Origin of the sequence: Chromohalobacter marismortui (assembly GCF_004364315.1) — a bacterium.
In the GTDB taxonomy this organism is placed as follows: domain Bacteria; phylum Pseudomonadota; class Gammaproteobacteria; order Pseudomonadales; family Halomonadaceae; genus Chromohalobacter; species Chromohalobacter marismortui.
This window is the reverse complement of record NZ_SOBR01000007.1, coordinates 37,727-53,676: the sequence shown is the minus strand read 5'-3', so window position 1 is coordinate 53,676 and position 15,950 is coordinate 37,727. Positions and strand designations below refer to the sequence as shown.

The window sequence follows — 15,950 nt, the reverse complement described above, 5'->3', positions numbered from 1 at the left end:
CGATGTTACCTATCGGCGGGTACCGGCCGGCTTGCTCAGCACGACCAGCATTTGCAACGTGAAATCGGCGATCACCGCCAGCACGATGGTCGGGATCGCGCCGAGCAAGACCAGATCAATGGCGTATTGGCCGAGTCCCTGAAAGATGAAAGCCCCCAGGCCGCCGGCGCCGATCAACGCCGCCACGACGGTCAGGCCGATGGCTTGAACGGTGACGATGCGCAGTCCCGAGAGCATGACCGGCAGCGCCAAAGGGATTTCCACGCGCCAGAGAACTTGGCGTGCGGTCATGCCCATGCCGCGTGCGGCTTCCACGGTGGCAGGGGGAACGCCCTTGAGGCCGGCGTAGGTATTGCGCACCACGGGCAACAGCGCGTACATCACCAGCGCGATGATCGCCGGTGCGGCACCGATGCCCTTGATGCCCCATTCGCCGAGCAGTGGGAAGGCGTTGCCGAGTGCCGACAACGGTGCGATGAGCAGCGCGAACAAGGCGATCGAGGGGATCGTCTGGAAGAAGTTGAGCACGCTGAACAGCGCGCCCCGCAGGCGCATGTGCCGGTGGGCCAGCAATCCCAACGGAATGCCGATGAGCAGTGCCGGCCCCAGTGCGGCGCCCACCAGTACCAAGTGGGTGATCAATTGGTCTGCGAAATCGTCGCGGATGTTGGCGTATTCGCGCATGATCGACAGATCGTGGAAATGACCGCTGGCGAACAACATCGCCACGCTTCCCCCCGCGATCAGCATGTAGCCAAGACGCAGTAGCCAGCCGCTGGCGGTGCGCTGAAAGGTATCGATGGCCGCCAGTGCGCAGCAGAACACGATCACCCAGAAGGCGGCGCCCTGCGAGATGCGCGCCGCGGATGACGTATCGGCAAGCGCGCGTTGTGCATAGTCGCCCAGGCTGTACAGCGTCACGAGCAACAGTCCCAGGCTGGCCAGCAACACCACAGCGTGTGCGAGGGCGCGTGGCAGGGGACGCTTGAAGGCCGCCACGGTCAGCAGGCCCGTGAGAACGAGCATGACGGCGAACTGCCATTCCGACGCGGCATCGCGCAACATGACGGCCTGCCCCGCGGCCAGGCGGTTGGGCGATAGCGTAGCGAACGACAGTAGCCAGGCCGACAACCATCCCGCGCAAAGCAACGTGATGAGGACGCGGTTGGCGATCAGGCGTGCGTCGCTCGTGCTAGATGTAGGGAGGCGAAAAGCGGACACGGGCACCGTCAGTCGAGCAGATCACGTGATTCCAGGTAGTCCCGGACGACATCGCTGGCGGGTTCTCCGTCGACCTGGATGCGCCGATTCAGGCGTTGCAGCGTTTCGCGATCGAGGCCCTTGAAGGCCGGAGCGAGTATCTCGGGTATGCGGGGATACGTCTCGAGTGTTGCCTGACGAATGACCGGTGCTGGCTGATAGACCATTTGGACGCCCCGAGGATCATCCATCACCTTGAGTCCGGCAGCGGCGATGGCGCCGTCGGTGCCATAGACCATGGCGGCGTTGGTGCCACTCGTGCCCCTGGCCGCCGCACGGATGGTGGCCGCGGTATTACCGCCGGAGAGCACCAGCAACTGATTCTGGTCGAGTTTGAAATCATAAGCGCGCTGGAAGCTGGGCAGGGCCGCATCGCTTTCCACGAACTCGGCGGAACCGGCCAGTTTCACCTCGCCGCCGTTACGTACCCAGGCGGCAAAATCCGCCATGGTGGAAAGGTCGTGCTTCTCGGCGATATCGCGGCGCAGGGCAATGGCCCAGGTGTTGTTGGCGGGGGCCGGTTCAAGCCAGACGAGATCATTGTGTTGCTTGTCGTAGGCGCGAATCTTCGCATAGGCCTTGTCGGCTTTTTTCCAGGCCGGGTCGTCGGCGGTCTGGGTGAAAAAGGCGCCGTTGCCGGTGTACTCGGGATACACGTCGATTTCATCCTGGAGCAAGGCCGTGCGCACGATATTGGTCGGTCCCAGTTGGAGGTTTTCTTCCACGGGAATATCAGCGTTCTCCAAGAGTTGCGCCATCATGTTGCCGAGCAAGGCACCTTCGGTGTCTATCTTCGACGAGACACGCACCGGGTCGGCGGCGAGGGCCGGTGTCAATGATAGCGCAGCCCCGGCGGCGAGACCGAGTGCGGCGGTGGCGAAGTGCTTGAAGATTCCTTGCATGATGACCTGGCTCCTTGGCAATGACGGGCGTCGCGACGCTTGCAGCCTTGAGTCTAGCATCCTCGGCCTGCGCCGCGAGAGGGAATGCGTTGGGCGTCGCATTGACTCGCGCTAGAGCATGCCGCGTGATTAGCGAAGGATGAAAAACACACAGGCGGCGGTGAGCACGCCCATGACGATATTGAAACGCCGCCAGGCCTGGGGCGTGGTCAGCCAGTGGCGGATGGCCATGCCGAACCCGGCCCATAGCGAGATGCATGGGAAGGCCACGATTTCGGCGAGCCCGGCCAAGAGTAAGGCATTCAGCCATATGGGGCCGCTCTCGGGAAGGAAACCGGCCATCAGCGCCAAGCCCATGACCCAGGCCTTGGGGTTGGCGAACTGAAAGGCCGCGGCTTGCCATAGGCTCAGTGGGCGCGCGTCGCTGTCGTCCCGGAATTCGGGCGGTGGTGCGGTGGCGATGTTCCAGGCCAGATACAGCAAGTACGCGCTGCCGATCAGGCGTAGCGCGTTCTGCACTACGGGATAGCGCTCGAAGATGATCCCCAGCCCCAGGGCGATGGCCGTGAACAACACGAAACAGCCCACTGCGATCCCCAGAAGATGCGGCAACGTGCGTCGGTAGCCGTAATTGGCGCCCGAGGCGGTGAGCATGACGTTATTGGGCCCCGGCGTGATACTCATTGAAATCATGTAAAGCGCGGCGGGACCGAGCGCCGCCCATCCTTCCAGCATGTCGTCCTCATGTAGTCATCGCCGGGAGCGTCATGCCCCATGCAGACGATCAGCTTGCCGGTCGGATGCCGCTACCGCAAGTTATCATGCTACGTTGCGATCGTACGTGGATTTCGCGTTACGCTAGTCAGTGTCATTGCATAACACGATCAAGGAGGCTTTATGGCCAATGCCGAAGTGCTGCAAGAAGGAACGCTGCACTGTTTTCCCACCGGCCTGCGTGATGAAAACGGCGAGGTGGTCAACGTCGAGGTATCGGCGGTGGTCTATGATGGTCAGCGGTTGATTCTGGCCAGCGACAAATCGATTCCCGGCGAGACACGCTCAGCGGTGTTTTCAGTGCCCATGACCGACGCCGGCCCCGACGACAGCGAACTCGACTACTTGACTGCCGACGCCATCAAGCGAGCGGTCAAGTACGAGGATTTCGCGCTGACCGCGGATGGCGGTTATGTGCTGGCGACTACGGGATTCGATCGTATCGACATGGAAAGCCACGCGCTCAACGCCTATAACCATCTGCTGATCTGGCCGCTGGGTGAGCCCGAACGAGTGCAAGTGGTCGACCCTGACCCGCGAGATGGCGTCGAAGGCTCGCTGGAGCTGCGCAACAAGCTCGACGGTGCCATCGGCGAGCCGTATTACAAGATCGAGGGGCTGGCGGCGGTGCCCGGCGAGCGTGGCGACGGGCTGTTGCTCTTCGGTGTCCGCGAGCAGGGGCGCTCGCACGAGGATTTCGAGTACGTGTGCCGTGTCGTGGGCGCGCATTACACCGTGAACGAGCACGGCAACCTGGTACTGATCGACGAGCTACGCGAATTCTATCGCTTCTCCCCCCGACAACATCCTGAGGTCCGTTTCGATTGCGGCCTATCCAGTCTGGAATACGATCCCCATCACGGGCGTCTGTTCTTGATGACGAGCTTCGAGGTCGAGGAAGCGGGCGAATCGCGCATCGGCGGTTATCTATGGGTGGTGTCGCTCGCCGGTTTCAGCGAGGGCCAAGCGCCCGAGCTGGTGCGAACGGTGAAGGATGACGTCCTGGAGTTCGAGCACAAGGCCGAGGGCCTGGCAGTGCTGGATAGCGAGCGCTTGTTCGTGGCCTACGACAACGACCGCGACATGTCGCTGGGTAGCATCGATGAGCGCGACGAACGTCACGCCTGCGAGGCGCCGTATACTATCCTGCGGCTCACCTGACGGACGACGATTCACTTGAGGTCGAAGTCGTCCTTCCAGCGCTGAACGGCGATTTCGTCCTTGAGCATTTCCAGCGTTTCGATCAACACCTGCTCGGTGACGCGGTCGGTGCGCTGGTCGACCTGTAGCCAGGCGTCGATGCCGCTGCCCGCAAGGTCGCCGATGAGACTCTTGAAGCGCGGTGAGCGTAGTCCATCGATGGCTTCGTGGACCACGCGGCTGGCGACGTCGCTCAGGCTGCGTTGCATGGCATGGGCCACCTGTTCGCCCATGGGCAGGCGTCTCAGGCGTGAGAGCTCCTGGTTTTCCTCGAGCGTGCGGGTGACCAGCGTTGCCACGTAGCGATGCACCTGTTGATGGTTCTCGGCGTAGCTCTTGTCGACGGTGGTCTCGAGGCGTCTGGCGATTTCGTCCACTAGTGCGGCCTTGCGCGGTTGAATCACCTGTTCCGAGAGGCGCTTGGTGAAATCGTCGCTGCGCTGGACCTCTTCCTGGAGGCTGCCCAGCAGGCGTATGGCCACGCGGTCGGAAAGCTCCTCCATGAGCACACGGTAGTAACGCTCGCAGAAGCCATATAGACGCCACTGGCGGATGTCGATTGCGCCCATGCGCTGTAAGCGAATCACCAGTGACATGAGACGCAATACACGCAGGATGCGGAAACCGCTGACCGGAATGCACCCCAGTACGTCGTACCAGTGCGCGAACGGATAGAAGAACCAGCGTGCGTAGCGGCGCTCGGCGATGGCCACTGCCCACCCGGCCAGAACATCGAGCAGGAAGATGCTCACGAAGACCAGGTCGATGGTCATGAAATGCTGATGAATGACGCTGTCATAGGCCCGGTAGAGGCTCGGCGCCAGGGCCTCGAAGCCGGCATTCAAGGGGGGCAAGAGAAACAGGCTATCGACGAGCAGCAACAACAAGTTCGCCGAGACCAACACCACGATGGCCACGTCCCAGGCGAGATAGAGACGCTCGCGTCGGCGCGAGCCGGCATTGGAAGTTGCGCTCATCGAATTCTCCGTCGGCGGCGTCAGGCCAGAAGCGGCGCCATGCGTCCTGCATGTCGCCACGCTATCAGTTTCCCGGTGTCACGTCAGGGCGTCTCGTCGATATGCGCCTGGGCGCGTTTCTCTTCCTCTTCGGCCTGCTTGCGCATCTTCTTGCGGAGCTCGGCCTTCTCGAAGCGCAGCTTGGCCATGGGCGTGTCGAGTGGCAGTGGCGGCACAGTGCTGGGCCGGCCCTCGCTGTCGACGGCCACCATGGTCAGGTAGCAGCTGTTGGTGTGGCGAATCACGCGATCCTGAATCGACTCGGCGACGACCTTGATGCCGATCTCCATCGAGGAACGCCCTACATGATTGACCGACGCCAGGAACGTCACCAGTTCGCCGACATGGATCGGTTGCTTGAAGCGTACCTGATCCACCGACAGCGTCACCACGTAGGAGCCGGCATAGCGACTGGCACAGGCATAAGCCACCTCATCGAGTTTCTTGAGGATGGCACCGCCATGCACCTTGCCGCTGAAGTTGGCCATGTCAGGGGTCATCAGCACCGTCATGGTGAGCTCATGCTGGCGGGGAAGGTCGTCAGGCGCCATGGGTCACAGTCCTACTGAGGTCGAGGAATGAATAGAGGCGCAAGATGTACCATGTTTTGCCCCGCCTTGTCGCTTCCGTCTGCTTTTCGGCGCCTCGGCGGGGGCGGTTTACAGAACGGTCAGCCCGAGCGCGATGATGACGCCCGTCACCACCAACTGAATCAGGCAGAAGCCCATGATGTCCTTGGCCTTGAGCCCCGCGATGGCCAGCATGGGGAGCGCCCAGAATGGCTGTAGAAGATTGGTCCAGGCATCGCCCCAGGCGACCGCCATGGCGACGCGAGGGATATCCGCGCCCAGCGAGGCGGCAGCAGGCAGCATGACCGGGGCCTGGACGGCCCATTGCCCGCCTCCCGAAGGCACGAACAGATTGACGATGCCGGCACTGATGAACGACCAGAAAGGTAGCGTCTGGGCACTCGAGATCGCCACGAATCCCTCGGAAAGCGTCTGTGCCAGCCCGGACTGCATGATGATCGCCATGATGCCGGCATAGAAGGGGAACTGGATGACGATGCCGGTACCGCCCTTGATGGCCTCGTGCAAGCTGTCCAGCAAGCTGCGGGGGGTGCGATGCAGCACGATGGCCAGGGACAGGAACAGAAAGTTGACCACGTTGAGGTTCAGGCCGCCATTGCGGAGCACGAAGTAGTCGAGCAGAAACAGCAATCCGGGGATGCCGACCAGCCACGCCAGCCAGGGACTCTTCTCCAGGCGTTCCGCAGGACGCGTGGCGGGGCCTAGGTCACGCGGGGCGTCGTCGAGTTGTGCAGGGTCGATGTAGACGCTATCGCGCTCGTCGGGAAGCATGAACCGGTTGACCAGCGGCACGGCGATGAACATCGCCAACACGATGGCCAGATTGAAGAAGGCGAAGATGGTCTCGGAGGTCGGGATGACGCCGATCTGGTCCGCCGTGAAATGCCCCTCGGTGGCGATGGTCAACGGAATCGAACCAGCCAGGCCGCCGTGCCATACCACGAAGCCCGAGTAGGCGCTGGCGATCAACAGGCGATAGTCGACTCGGACCTGTCTGGCGAGGGCCTTGGCGAACAGAGCGCCGATGACCAGGCCGAAGCCCCAGTTGATCCAACTGGCGGCCAGCGAAACCAGGGAGACCAGAAGGATGGCGCCGGCCGGTCCCTTGGCCAGGCCGGCGATCCTGTCGAGCAGGCGTTTGACGGGCGGGCTGCTGGCCAGCATGAAGCCGGTGACCAGCACCAGCAGCATCTGCATCGAGAAGGACAGCAGTCCCCAGAAGCCGTCCCCCCAATAGCGCATGATCGCCAACGGCGACTGCTGCTCGACCAGCATGGCCGCGACAGCCGCGACCAGGGTCAGGATCAACACGAAAATGTAAGGATCGGGCAGGTAGCGCTCGACGAGGCGCACCGCGGGGCGAGACAGCGTTTTCAGCATGAGTGACTCCCCTAGAGATCGTTGTCGTGGAGACAACGATAACCTCTCGCGGGGATCCACGATCACTCAACCTTGGTCCTGTATCCCTTGGTCGCAGGTGGACGGCGCGGTGCTTGTCCAGCGCGTTCGTCGATAGTGCAGGTAGACGGCGGCGAGGCTTGCCGAACGCACCAGGGTGAACGCGGTGAAGGCGAGCCACAGGCCATGATTGCCCAATGGCTGGGTGAGCCACCACACCGGCAGATAGACGGCGAGTGCCAGCAGGATGGTATCGCGCATTTCGCGGGTTGCGGTGGCCCCGATGAAGACGCCGTCGAGCAGATAGCTCCACACCGCGATGGCTGGCATGACGATCATCCAGGGCAGATAGTCCCTTGCCGTGGCGCGCACGTCCGGTAGATCGGTGAGCAGGGCGATCAGATAGTCGCCGCCGAAGGCGAACGCCGCCATGGCGACGCCAGCGGTGATCAGCGAGAAACGGGCGGCCGCGCGCACCGAACTCGAAAAAAGCGGCCAGTCGCGGCGCCCCACGGCGCGGCCGGTCAAGGCTTCGGCGGCGTGGGCGAAGCCATCCAACGCGTAGGAGGTGATCATGATGAATTGCATCAGCACGGCATTGGCGGCGAGTACCGTATCGCCTTGGTCGGCCCCCTGGGCGGTGAAGAACGCCATGGCGAACAGTAGCCCCAGGGTTCGCACGAACAAGTGTCGGTTGACCTGAAAAAGCGCCGAGTAGGCGCCAAGGCGCAGCAGGCGCTGGCGCAAGAAGCGCCCCTCGAGCAGCTTCAGTTGACGCATCACCAACCACAGGCCGGCGGTCAGCGCGGTGTAATCGGCGATGACCGTGGCCCAGGCCACGCCGTCGCTGGTCATGCCCAGCCCCATCACGAACACCAGGTCGAGGACGATGTTGACGCTATTGGTCAACACCATGATCGCCAGCGTGACCCGCGAATTCTGCTGGCCGAGGAACCAGCCGAGAATCGCGTAATTGGCCATTACCGCCGGGGCCGACAGAATTCGAATATGGGCATAGCTCGCTGCCAGTGACATGGCGGCTTCGCTGCCGTCGAGCAGGTAGAGGCCGATGTCGATCAGCGGCTCGGCGAGCAGGATCAGCAACACGCCGATGCCGAGTGCCAGCAACAGCGCCTGACCCAGCAGGTTGCGTATGTCGCTGTCGTCCTCGCGGCCCACGGCCTGGGAGGTCAGACCGGTGGTGCCCATGCGCAGGAAACCGAACCCCCAATAGAGGAAACTGAACAGCATGGCGCCGAGGGTCACGGCGGCCATGTAGCGGGAGTCCGGCAGATGGCCGACCACGGCGGTATCCACCAATCCCAGCAGCGGGACGGTGATGTTGGACAGAATGATCGGCCATGCAAGCGGCCAGATACGCGGCGAAGTACGTGATGAGGACACGGAGTTGTATCGGTTGCGTTAGGCGTTCACGCCGGGAGCCGCGCGGGCATCAGGATGCCGGGATCCTGCCGCGTGCGGGCCGTCGATGCTGCGTATCGTGCGCCGCCGCGCTCAAGCGGCGGTGATCAGGCGATACTTGTGCATCAGTTGATCGTGGGTTTCGCTGCGTTCGGGATCGAGGGGGATACAGTCCACCGGGCAGACCTGCTGGCACTGGGGCTCGTCATAGTGACCGACGCACTCGGTGCACAGGTTGGGGTCGATGACGTAGATCTCCTCACCCGGGGAAATGGCGCCATTGGGGCACTCGGGTTCGCAGACGTCGCAGTTGATGCACTCGTCGGTGATCATCAGGGCCATGAAAGTGTCCTCTACTGCGTCTTGGGCGGCGATGGGTCCGGGGCGAAATGTCGGCTCAGTGCCTCGACCACGCAAGGATGCACGAGTTTGGAGACATCTCCCCCGAGACGCGCGATCTCGCGCACGATGGTGGAAGAAATATACGAGTTCTCGATCGCAGGGGTCAGGAACACGCTCTCGATATGAGGTGCCTGTGCCCGGTTCATATTGGCCAATTGTAACTCATATTCGAAGTCGGATACCGCTCTCAATCCGCGCAGGATAATGCGTGCGCCTTGCTGATCCAGCAGTTGCGTGAGCAACCCGTCGAAGCCGAGGGCGCTGACGTTGTCGAGATCGGCGGTGATTTCTTCGATCAGGGCAACGCGGGTCTCCAGCGACAATGCGGGCTGCTTGCGCGGGCTTGCGGCCACCGCCACCACGACCTTGTCGAACATGCGAGCGGCGCGTTCGATCAGATCGTAATGACCATGGGTGACGGGATCGAAGGTGCCGGGATAGACCACGATATTCATGGGTGCATCCTGTGTCGAGATACCGACAGGGTAGTGGTTGCCCATGGCCGGCAGCAATCGTGTGCCGACCGAGCAGGCCGATTAAAGTCGGCCGTAGGGATTGTCGACCGCCAGCGAGACCGGCTGATCGAAGCCGGGAATATGCAAGGCGTCGCGCGTCATCGAGAGCTCCGGCCCTTCGAGAACGCCTTCGCCGAAGCGGTAGGTGACATCGAAACGGCCGCTGTCGGACGTCGCCAAGTACGTTTCGGACGCCGCCAGGGTAGCTTCGCGGCGGTGCTTCCAGTCATCGATGGCGCGCTGACCGTGACGCTTGGCGAGCAGGCGCTCGGTGGCGGCGGGCGAGATGACCAGGCCGGTGGCGTTGTTGCCACCGAAGCCTTTGGCATTGATGAAGGCCGCGTCGGCTTCGAAGGGCAGCGGATCACGGAAGAAGCGCAGGCGTTCGGCGAAGACGTCATCGGCCACCGCATCGAGCGTGGCGATGCCGGGGATCACGTCGTGGGCGAAGGTCCCCAGGGCACTGGCCAGCTGGTCACCCGCCGCGCCGCCTTGCGAATGGCCGACGAAGGCCTTGATGGCGGCCACCGGCCAGGCCTCGATGCCATGCGCGCGCGCCACCATGTCGAACACGTGCGATTCGGTAGTGCGATTCTTGGGCGTGCTGGTGCCGTGCGCGTGTAGATAGCTGCGGTGGCGCACCGCTTCTTCGCCGAGCATGTCCCGCGCCAGGCTCACCGACTTGGCCAGGGTGATGTAATTGCCGATGCCTGGCGCGGAGATCGAGCGTTTCCAGCCATCGGCATTGACGAACACATCGGGTACCGCGCCGAGAATCTGGGCGCCGGTCTCGAGTGCCAGGGCATCGTCCATCAGCAGCAGGAACTGGGTCGACTCGGCGATGGTGAAGCCGCAGTTGCGCGCGAAGGGCCGGCAAGCGCGCTGATAGTCGCTGTCGGTCAATAACGTCAGGGCATCGAGCGCCTTGAGGCTTTCGTCATCGGCCAACGCGCCCATGGTGCGAAAGCCCTCGACGACCTCCGGGGTGATCGGTGCATCGCTGGTGCCCACCATGACCACGCGCCGCCGGCCGCTGCGAATGTCTTCCAGTCCCAGGCGCAGATTGTAAAGGAAGCTGGCGCAGGCCCCGAGCACGGCGCCGGTGGCCCCGACGCTGCCCAGCACGTAAGCGTTGAGGAAGTCGGCGGGCATTTGCCCGTAACCCAGTGGCATCTGCTTGGACGTCGCTCGATGACCGGTCACGAAGCTTTGCAGGAGTCCGCCCCAGCCTTCGGTATCGAGCTGGCCGATGGAGTTGCCGGCATAGACGGCGATGGCGTCCGGATCGAGGCGGTTGCGCAGCGCCGCCCAGTCCAGGCCACTCTGACCGAGGCAATCGGAGGCACCGAAGATGGTCATCGCCAGGCCGCGCGGGTGATGCACGCTGCGATAAAGTGTATTCGGCGAAAAGCCGCTGGGCAGTTGCCCGGCCGAGCGCACCTGGGCGCTACGGCGCTCGGGGAGCAGTACGTCCAATGCCCCCGGCGGCACCATGACTTCCACTGTTCGTTTGTCGACGTCGCGCACCTGCCAGGTGGCGGGGACGTCGTCGGGAAGCTGGCGACGGCGTACGCGAAACGCCAGCGGCGCTTCTATATCAAGCTGCGCGGCGCGGTTGGCGGGAATCCCCTCGCTGTTGAAACGTGCGTCCTCGATACGTCGGATCAGCGTATGATCGAGCACGTGTTGACGATAGCGGGCGACGACGTCGTCGTCACTGAGAATCTCGCCTTGGGGGCTTTCCCAGCCGCCGCTGTCCACCCGCGAAACGAGTTGCATCATGGCGGCCAGGGCCAGGATGGTTTGTGCCTGAAGGGTGTCGGGCAAGGCGTCGAGAATCGTTCGGCGAAAAGCCTGGTGGCCCGAGGTTCTGCCGGCGGCGTTAACACCACCCATGCCGACGATCACCGGTAACTGTGACAAGCCGCGTTCCTCGTAATGCTGTGGATGACGATGCGTCATGAATCGTGGCCGGCACGCGTCGGCCGATATGGCGCGCCTCCTCGCGCCAGGCGGCGCGCGGAGCCTTAATGAGTCTGGGCGAAGATGATAGCACTCGGGTGCGAGTGGCGTCATGTGACGCCGGCCGGTGTCTCCGAAACGGCGCCCCGCGCGGCCCGTGCACGGGCCGCGGCCACTCTCTTGTCGGGGCCGCATTTTCTCGCCCGACAGTCTGCTAGAATGGTGCGTCGTTCAGTTGTCTGCCGAGTCGCCCATGCATGCCAATTCCCGCGCCATCGTTACCCAGCAGACCGCGCCGCACGAGGACCTGCCGCGGCGTGTGTCGCGGGCGTTGACTCATCCTTGGCAAAAGCCGCTGGCATCGCACACACGGATGGCATTCGGTGCGGCCAGGAATTGGCTGCATGAGCAGGACAAGCCGCTGATTCTCGACGCCGGCTGTGGCGTGGGGCTTTCCACTCGGCGCCTGGCCAGACGCTTTCCCGGGCATGCGGTGATCGGCATCGATCGCAGCGCCGATCGCCTCTCCCGTGAGCACGGCGAACTGCCCGACAATGCTCTGCTGGTACGCGCGGATCTGGTGGATTTCTGGCGTCTGGCGCTGCAAGAGGGCTGGCAGCCGGCACGTCACTACCTGCTCTATCCCAACCCCTATCCCAAGGCAGCCCACCTCAAGATGCGCTGGCATGGGCACCCGGTGTTTCCGGCCCTGGCGGGGCTTGGCGGCGTGCTGGAAGCACGTTCCAACTGGCGACTCTATCTTGAGGAGCTGGCTCTGGCGCTGACTCAGGCCACGGGACGCGAGCCGCATCTCGAGCCCTGCGAGCCATCGGGTGAGTACCTCACCCCCTTCGAACATAAGTACCACGCCAGTGGCCAGGCGCTTTGGCGCCTCGAGGTGACACTGGCGCATCGCCCCGAGTTGTTGCCCACATGACGCGCGATACGGGCCTTCAGGAGACCGAATATGGTGTATGTGTTTTTGGCCATCGCGATCGTTGCCGAGGTCGTGGCCACCAGTGCGCTCAAGGCATCCCAGGAGTTTACGCGCCTGTGGCCGAGCGTGACCGTGATCGTGGGTTACGCCTTGGCGTTTTACATGCTCACCCTGGCGCTGCGCGAGTTGCCGGTAGGCATTGCCTACGCCTTCTGGGCCGGACTCGGCATCGTGCTGGTCACGCTGATCGGGGTGGTCGTGTATGGCGAGAAACCCGATGTGCCCGCGATTCTCGGCCTGGGGCTGATCATTGCCGGTGTCGTGGTCATTCAGGTGTTCTCGCGCATGTCGTCACATTAGGCCAGGGGCGTAATGTCGACATCGCACTCGAGGAGGCGCCCTGCTAGTCTGGCGGACGATGTACGTTCGTCCAGGGAAGGAAAAATCTCATGCTGAGTAGGTTGTTCCATTGCCGACGTCCGCGCGCCGTGCAGCGTGCCGGACGTCGTGCGTTCACGCTTCTGGTCATGATGGGGCTGCCGCTGACCGCGCAGGCCGATGGTTTCGACAACCTTGCCACGCTGGCCGATAAGGGCTTCGTCATCAGCGCCCAGGCACAGTTGTTGGGTAGCGGCGAAAGCCTGGGGGCGATTGCTCCCACGCGGCGGCTGTCACCGGCCTCGGTGACCAAGCTCTACACCGCCGCTGCGAGCCTCGATCGCTGGGGGCCGCAGCATCGTTTCACCACGCAGTTGGTCTCGACCGGTGAGATTGATGAACAAGGCGTCTTGCAGGGCGATCTGGTGTTCGATGGCGGCGGCGACCCGGCCCTGACCAGCGAGAACCTGTGGCGTCTGGTGCAGCGCCTGCGCGAACGCGGCGTGCGTGCCGTCGATGGTCAACTGGTGATCAGCCAGTGGCGCTTCGGGCCGGTGACCTGCGTGACTACCGATCGTTGCGAGGCGCGCACGCATTCCGACAATGCCTACAGCGCCTTATTGTCCTCGGCGGCGGTGAATTACGGTAGCTGGTGCAATCGGGTCAAGCCCGGCAATGCCGTCGGCGACGCGGCCTCCATCAGCGATTGCGCCACGGTGAGGCCCCTGACGCGGATCGACAACGACGTCGAAACCGTGCCGCGCGGCGGCGATACGCGCCTGAGTGCCCAGCGCGTGAGCGATGCGCAGGGCGATGTGCTGCGCATTAACGGCCAGATCGCTCGCGGCAGCTTCCCGCGTGAAATCTATCGCGCCAGTTCCGAGCCTGCCGAACAAACCGCCAAGACGTTGATGGCCTTGTTGAGACAGGCCGGGATCGAGGTCGAAGGCTATGCGATCAGTACCACCTCGCCGCCGGCCACCGCCAAGCGCCTGGCGGCGGTAGATGGCAAGCCGTTGCAGGAATTGTTGCTGCGCATGCTCAACTACTCCAACAACTTCATGGCCGATACGCTGGCGCTTGACCTGGTGGATGCGCCGGGCGCGAGCCTGCTCGATGCCGGCAAGGTGCTGGAGCGTTTTGCCGATCGCCTGCCGGGGCACGGCAGGCCCAGGTTACTCAGTGGCAGCGGCCTGACGCCGGAAAATCGTGTCTCGGCGCGTGGCGTCAATGCCTTGCTGGCGAACATGTACCAGCGCCCGGCGCTTTTTCCAACCTTTGTCGCGGGCCTGCAGTTGCCGACCAACGGCCCCATGCACTTCATCCGCCGTGGCAGCGACACCTTCCAGCGGCATGTCATGCTCAAGACCGGCACGCTTAACGAACCGGTCACGGTGCGCGCGGTGGCCGGCTACTTTCGTACCCGGACCGGGCGCTGGGGAAGCTTCGCGGCCCTGGTCAACGGGACCTCGCAAACGCCGTATCTCGCCTGGCGGCAGGTGCTGCCTCTGGTAGCGGCGGATCTGACGGACATGATCCAGGCGCATTGAGAGGCCACGCCTATTGGCTTAGCGCCGTGGATCCAGGAGTACCCGCCCGTGAGTGCGTCCTTCGAGCATGGCGTGGGCCCGATCGGCCACGTCGTCGAGGCCGATTTCCTCGACATGCATGTGTGACAGTAGTGCATTGGGCAGGGCGGCGATGCGCTGCCATGCCGCGCGCCGCCGGTCGAACGGGATATACACGCTGTCCACGCCGAGCAGCGACACGCCACGCAGGATGAAGGGCATCACCGTGGTCGGAAGCGCGGCGTCGCCTGCCAGCCCCACGGCGGCGACCCTTCCCGCGTAGTGCATTTGCGCCAGGAGGTTGGCCAGCACCTGGCCGCCGACGGTATCCACGGCGCCCGCCCACTGCGTCGATTCCAGCGGACGGCCGCGGGCTTCGAAGTCGGCGCGGGGCAAAATGGCGTGGGCTCCGAGCGCTTCGAACCAGGCGCTCTGCTCGGATTTGCCGGTGACGGCGTGAACCTCGAACCCTTCATGGGCGAGTATCGCCACCGCCCAACTGCCCACACCGCCGCTGGCGCCGGTCACGACGACCGGTCCGTCACCGGGGCTCAGGCCGGCTTCTTTAAGTCGCATGACGCTCAGCATGGCGGTGAGTCCGGCGGTGCCGAAGAGCATGGCCTGTCGGGTGCTCAGCGGTTGCGGGCAAGGAATCAGCCAATCGGCATCGACCCGCATGGCCTCGGCGAAACCGCCCCAATGGCGTTCGCCGACGCCCCAGCCGGTGAGGATCACGCGATCATCGGCGGCGAAGCGCGCATCCGTGGAATCCGTCACCGTGCCGGCGAAATCGATGCCCGGTACCAGGGGATAATCGCGCACGATCTTGCCCTGGCCGGTAACCGCCATGGCGTCCTTGTAATTAAGGTCCGAATAATCGATCGCGACGCGCACCTCACGATCCGGCAACTGGCTTTCATCGAGCGTTTCGAGGCGTGCGCGCGGGGTGTCGTCATGAAGCATGAGGGCACGGGGCATGGGAGGCTCCTGCGAAGTGGGATGAGAGCGCTGCGGCGAGCGCGGGATCATTAGCGTAGCGTTGAGCCGCGAGTGTCGACAACGCGACCTTTGCGGGATACCGTCCGTGATTCGCTCGGCGTTGCCTTGGACTGCCCCTTTGTTACCATCTCGGGCGCCGTGTGCGTTGCCGTCCTGGCCATTGCGTGTCGGCCATCGAGAACCCTTAGTTGAGGACCGAGCGCGATGAAATCCCGCCATACCGGTTTGCGTCACTTGACCAATTCCACGTCTTATTCGCTCAAGGGGCTGCGTGCCGCATTTCGCAATGAAACGGCGTTTCGCCAGGAACTGGGGATCTGCGTGATACTCTTGCCCCTGGCGTGGTGGATCGGTGCCACGCCGGTGGAATGGTTGCTGCTGGTGGGGAGTTGCGCGCTGGTGCTGATCGTGGAATTGCTCAACAGCGCGGTGGAAACCGTCGTCGACCGTATCGGGCCCGAGCATCATGAACTATCCGGCAGGGCCAAGGACATTGGGTCGGCGGCGGTGATGATCTCGCTGATCATGGCGGGGCTGACCTGGGGCTTGCTGGCCTGGCAAAAGTTTTTCGGCTGAACGTCGTGGCCGATGATACCGGTTTGGTCACATTCAGCGTTCGTGTGAGGT

General features: G+C 63.5%; 16 protein-coding genes. 5 read left to right on the top strand and 11 right to left on the bottom strand.

Going from position 1 to position 15,950, the window contains the following annotated elements; all coding sequences use genetic code 11:
* Positions 1-9: 9 nt before the first annotated feature.
* The 3 genes from C8E00_RS13720 to C8E00_RS13710 all read right to left on the bottom strand — a co-directional run bounded on the left by C8E00_RS13720 (position 10) and on the right by C8E00_RS13710 (position 2,897).
* A complete protein-coding gene (locus tag C8E00_RS13720; protein WP_133698092.1) occupies positions 10-1,221 on the bottom strand; it encodes an ABC transporter permease in 1,212 nt (403 codons plus the stop codon).
* Between the two features lie 8 nt (positions 1,222-1,229).
* Positions 1,230-2,162 carry a glycine betaine ABC transporter substrate-binding protein OsmF gene (osmF, locus tag C8E00_RS13715; RefSeq protein ID WP_133698091.1) on the bottom strand — a complete coding sequence of 311 codons (933 nt, stop codon included), beginning with the start codon at positions 2,160-2,162 and terminating at the stop codon, positions 1,230-1,232.
* Between the two features lie 129 nt (positions 2,163-2,291).
* Positions 2,292-2,897, bottom strand: coding sequence for a LysE family translocator (locus tag C8E00_RS13710; protein ID WP_133698090.1), 606 nt, complete (start codon positions 2,895-2,897; stop codon positions 2,292-2,294).
* Between the two features lie 162 nt (positions 2,898-3,059).
* Here C8E00_RS13710 and C8E00_RS13705 point away from each other — a divergent pair, with 162 nt between their 5' ends.
* Positions 3,060-4,097, top strand: a complete 1,038-nt coding sequence (locus C8E00_RS13705) for a hypothetical protein (RefSeq protein ID WP_133698089.1) — start codon at positions 3,060-3,062, stop codon at positions 4,095-4,097.
* Between the two features lie 11 nt (positions 4,098-4,108).
* On the opposite strand, the gene C8E00_RS13700 is transcribed toward C8E00_RS13705, so the two are convergent.
* The 7 genes from C8E00_RS13700 to C8E00_RS13670 form a co-directional block, all read right to left on the bottom strand.
* Positions 4,109-5,113: an ion transporter gene (locus tag C8E00_RS13700; protein ID WP_133698088.1), complete on the bottom strand. Its 1,005-nt coding sequence runs from the start codon at positions 5,111-5,113 to the stop codon at positions 4,109-4,111.
* Positions 5,114-5,196: 83 nt separating this feature from the next.
* On the bottom strand, positions 5,197-5,703 hold the full coding sequence (locus tag C8E00_RS13695) for an acyl-CoA thioesterase (RefSeq protein ID WP_133698087.1): 507 nt from the start codon (positions 5,701-5,703) through the stop codon (positions 5,197-5,199).
* Between the two features lie 108 nt (positions 5,704-5,811).
* A complete protein-coding gene (locus C8E00_RS13690; protein ID WP_133698086.1) occupies positions 5,812-7,122 on the bottom strand; it encodes a short-chain fatty acid transporter in 1,311 nt (436 codons plus the stop codon).
* Between the two features lie 66 nt (positions 7,123-7,188).
* Positions 7,189-8,544 (bottom strand): MATE family efflux transporter, encoded by a 1,356-nt coding sequence (locus C8E00_RS13685; RefSeq protein ID WP_133698085.1) that lies wholly within the window; start codon positions 8,542-8,544, stop codon positions 7,189-7,191.
* A 111-nt stretch (positions 8,545-8,655) separates the two neighbouring features.
* On the bottom strand, positions 8,656-8,904 hold the full coding sequence (locus C8E00_RS13680) for a YfhL family 4Fe-4S dicluster ferredoxin (RefSeq protein ID WP_133698084.1): 249 nt from the start codon (positions 8,902-8,904) through the stop codon (positions 8,656-8,658).
* A gap of 11 nt (positions 8,905-8,915) precedes the next feature.
* Positions 8,916-9,419, bottom strand: coding sequence for a pantetheine-phosphate adenylyltransferase (gene coaD, locus C8E00_RS13675; protein ID WP_133698083.1), 504 nt, complete (start codon positions 9,417-9,419; stop codon positions 8,916-8,918).
* An 81-nt stretch (positions 9,420-9,500) separates the two neighbouring features.
* Entirely contained in the window at positions 9,501-11,441 is a 1,941-nt protein-coding gene (locus C8E00_RS13670) for a beta-ketoacyl synthase (RefSeq protein ID WP_133698082.1), read from the bottom strand.
* 253 nt (positions 11,442-11,694) lie between these two features.
* Here C8E00_RS13670 and trmB point away from each other — a divergent pair, with 253 nt between their 5' ends.
* From trmB to dacB, 3 genes are all read left to right on the top strand, one after another.
* The gene (gene trmB / locus C8E00_RS13665; protein WP_133698081.1) at positions 11,695-12,378 is read left to right on the top strand and encodes a tRNA (guanine(46)-N(7))-methyltransferase TrmB; all 684 of its coding nucleotides are present in this window, start codon (positions 11,695-11,697) and stop codon (positions 12,376-12,378) included.
* 30 nt (positions 12,379-12,408) lie between these two features.
* Positions 12,409-12,738, top strand: coding sequence for a DMT family transporter (locus tag C8E00_RS13660; RefSeq protein ID WP_133698080.1), 330 nt, complete (start codon positions 12,409-12,411; stop codon positions 12,736-12,738).
* A gap of 89 nt (positions 12,739-12,827) precedes the next feature.
* A complete protein-coding gene (gene dacB, locus C8E00_RS13655) occupies positions 12,828-14,306 on the top strand; it encodes a D-alanyl-D-alanine carboxypeptidase/D-alanyl-D-alanine endopeptidase (protein ID WP_133698079.1) in 1,479 nt (492 codons plus the stop codon).
* An 18-nt stretch (positions 14,307-14,324) separates the two neighbouring features.
* Here dacB and C8E00_RS13650 read toward each other — a convergent pair whose 3' ends face one another.
* Positions 14,325-15,302: an MDR family oxidoreductase gene (locus tag C8E00_RS13650; RefSeq protein ID WP_133698078.1), complete on the bottom strand. Its 978-nt coding sequence runs from the start codon at positions 15,300-15,302 to the stop codon at positions 14,325-14,327.
* A 225-nt stretch (positions 15,303-15,527) separates the two neighbouring features.
* Between C8E00_RS13650 and C8E00_RS13645 the strand changes: the two genes are divergently transcribed.
* A complete protein-coding gene (locus C8E00_RS13645; protein WP_133698077.1) occupies positions 15,528-15,899 on the top strand; it encodes a diacylglycerol kinase in 372 nt (123 codons plus the stop codon).
* Positions 15,900-15,950 lie beyond the last annotated feature (51 nt).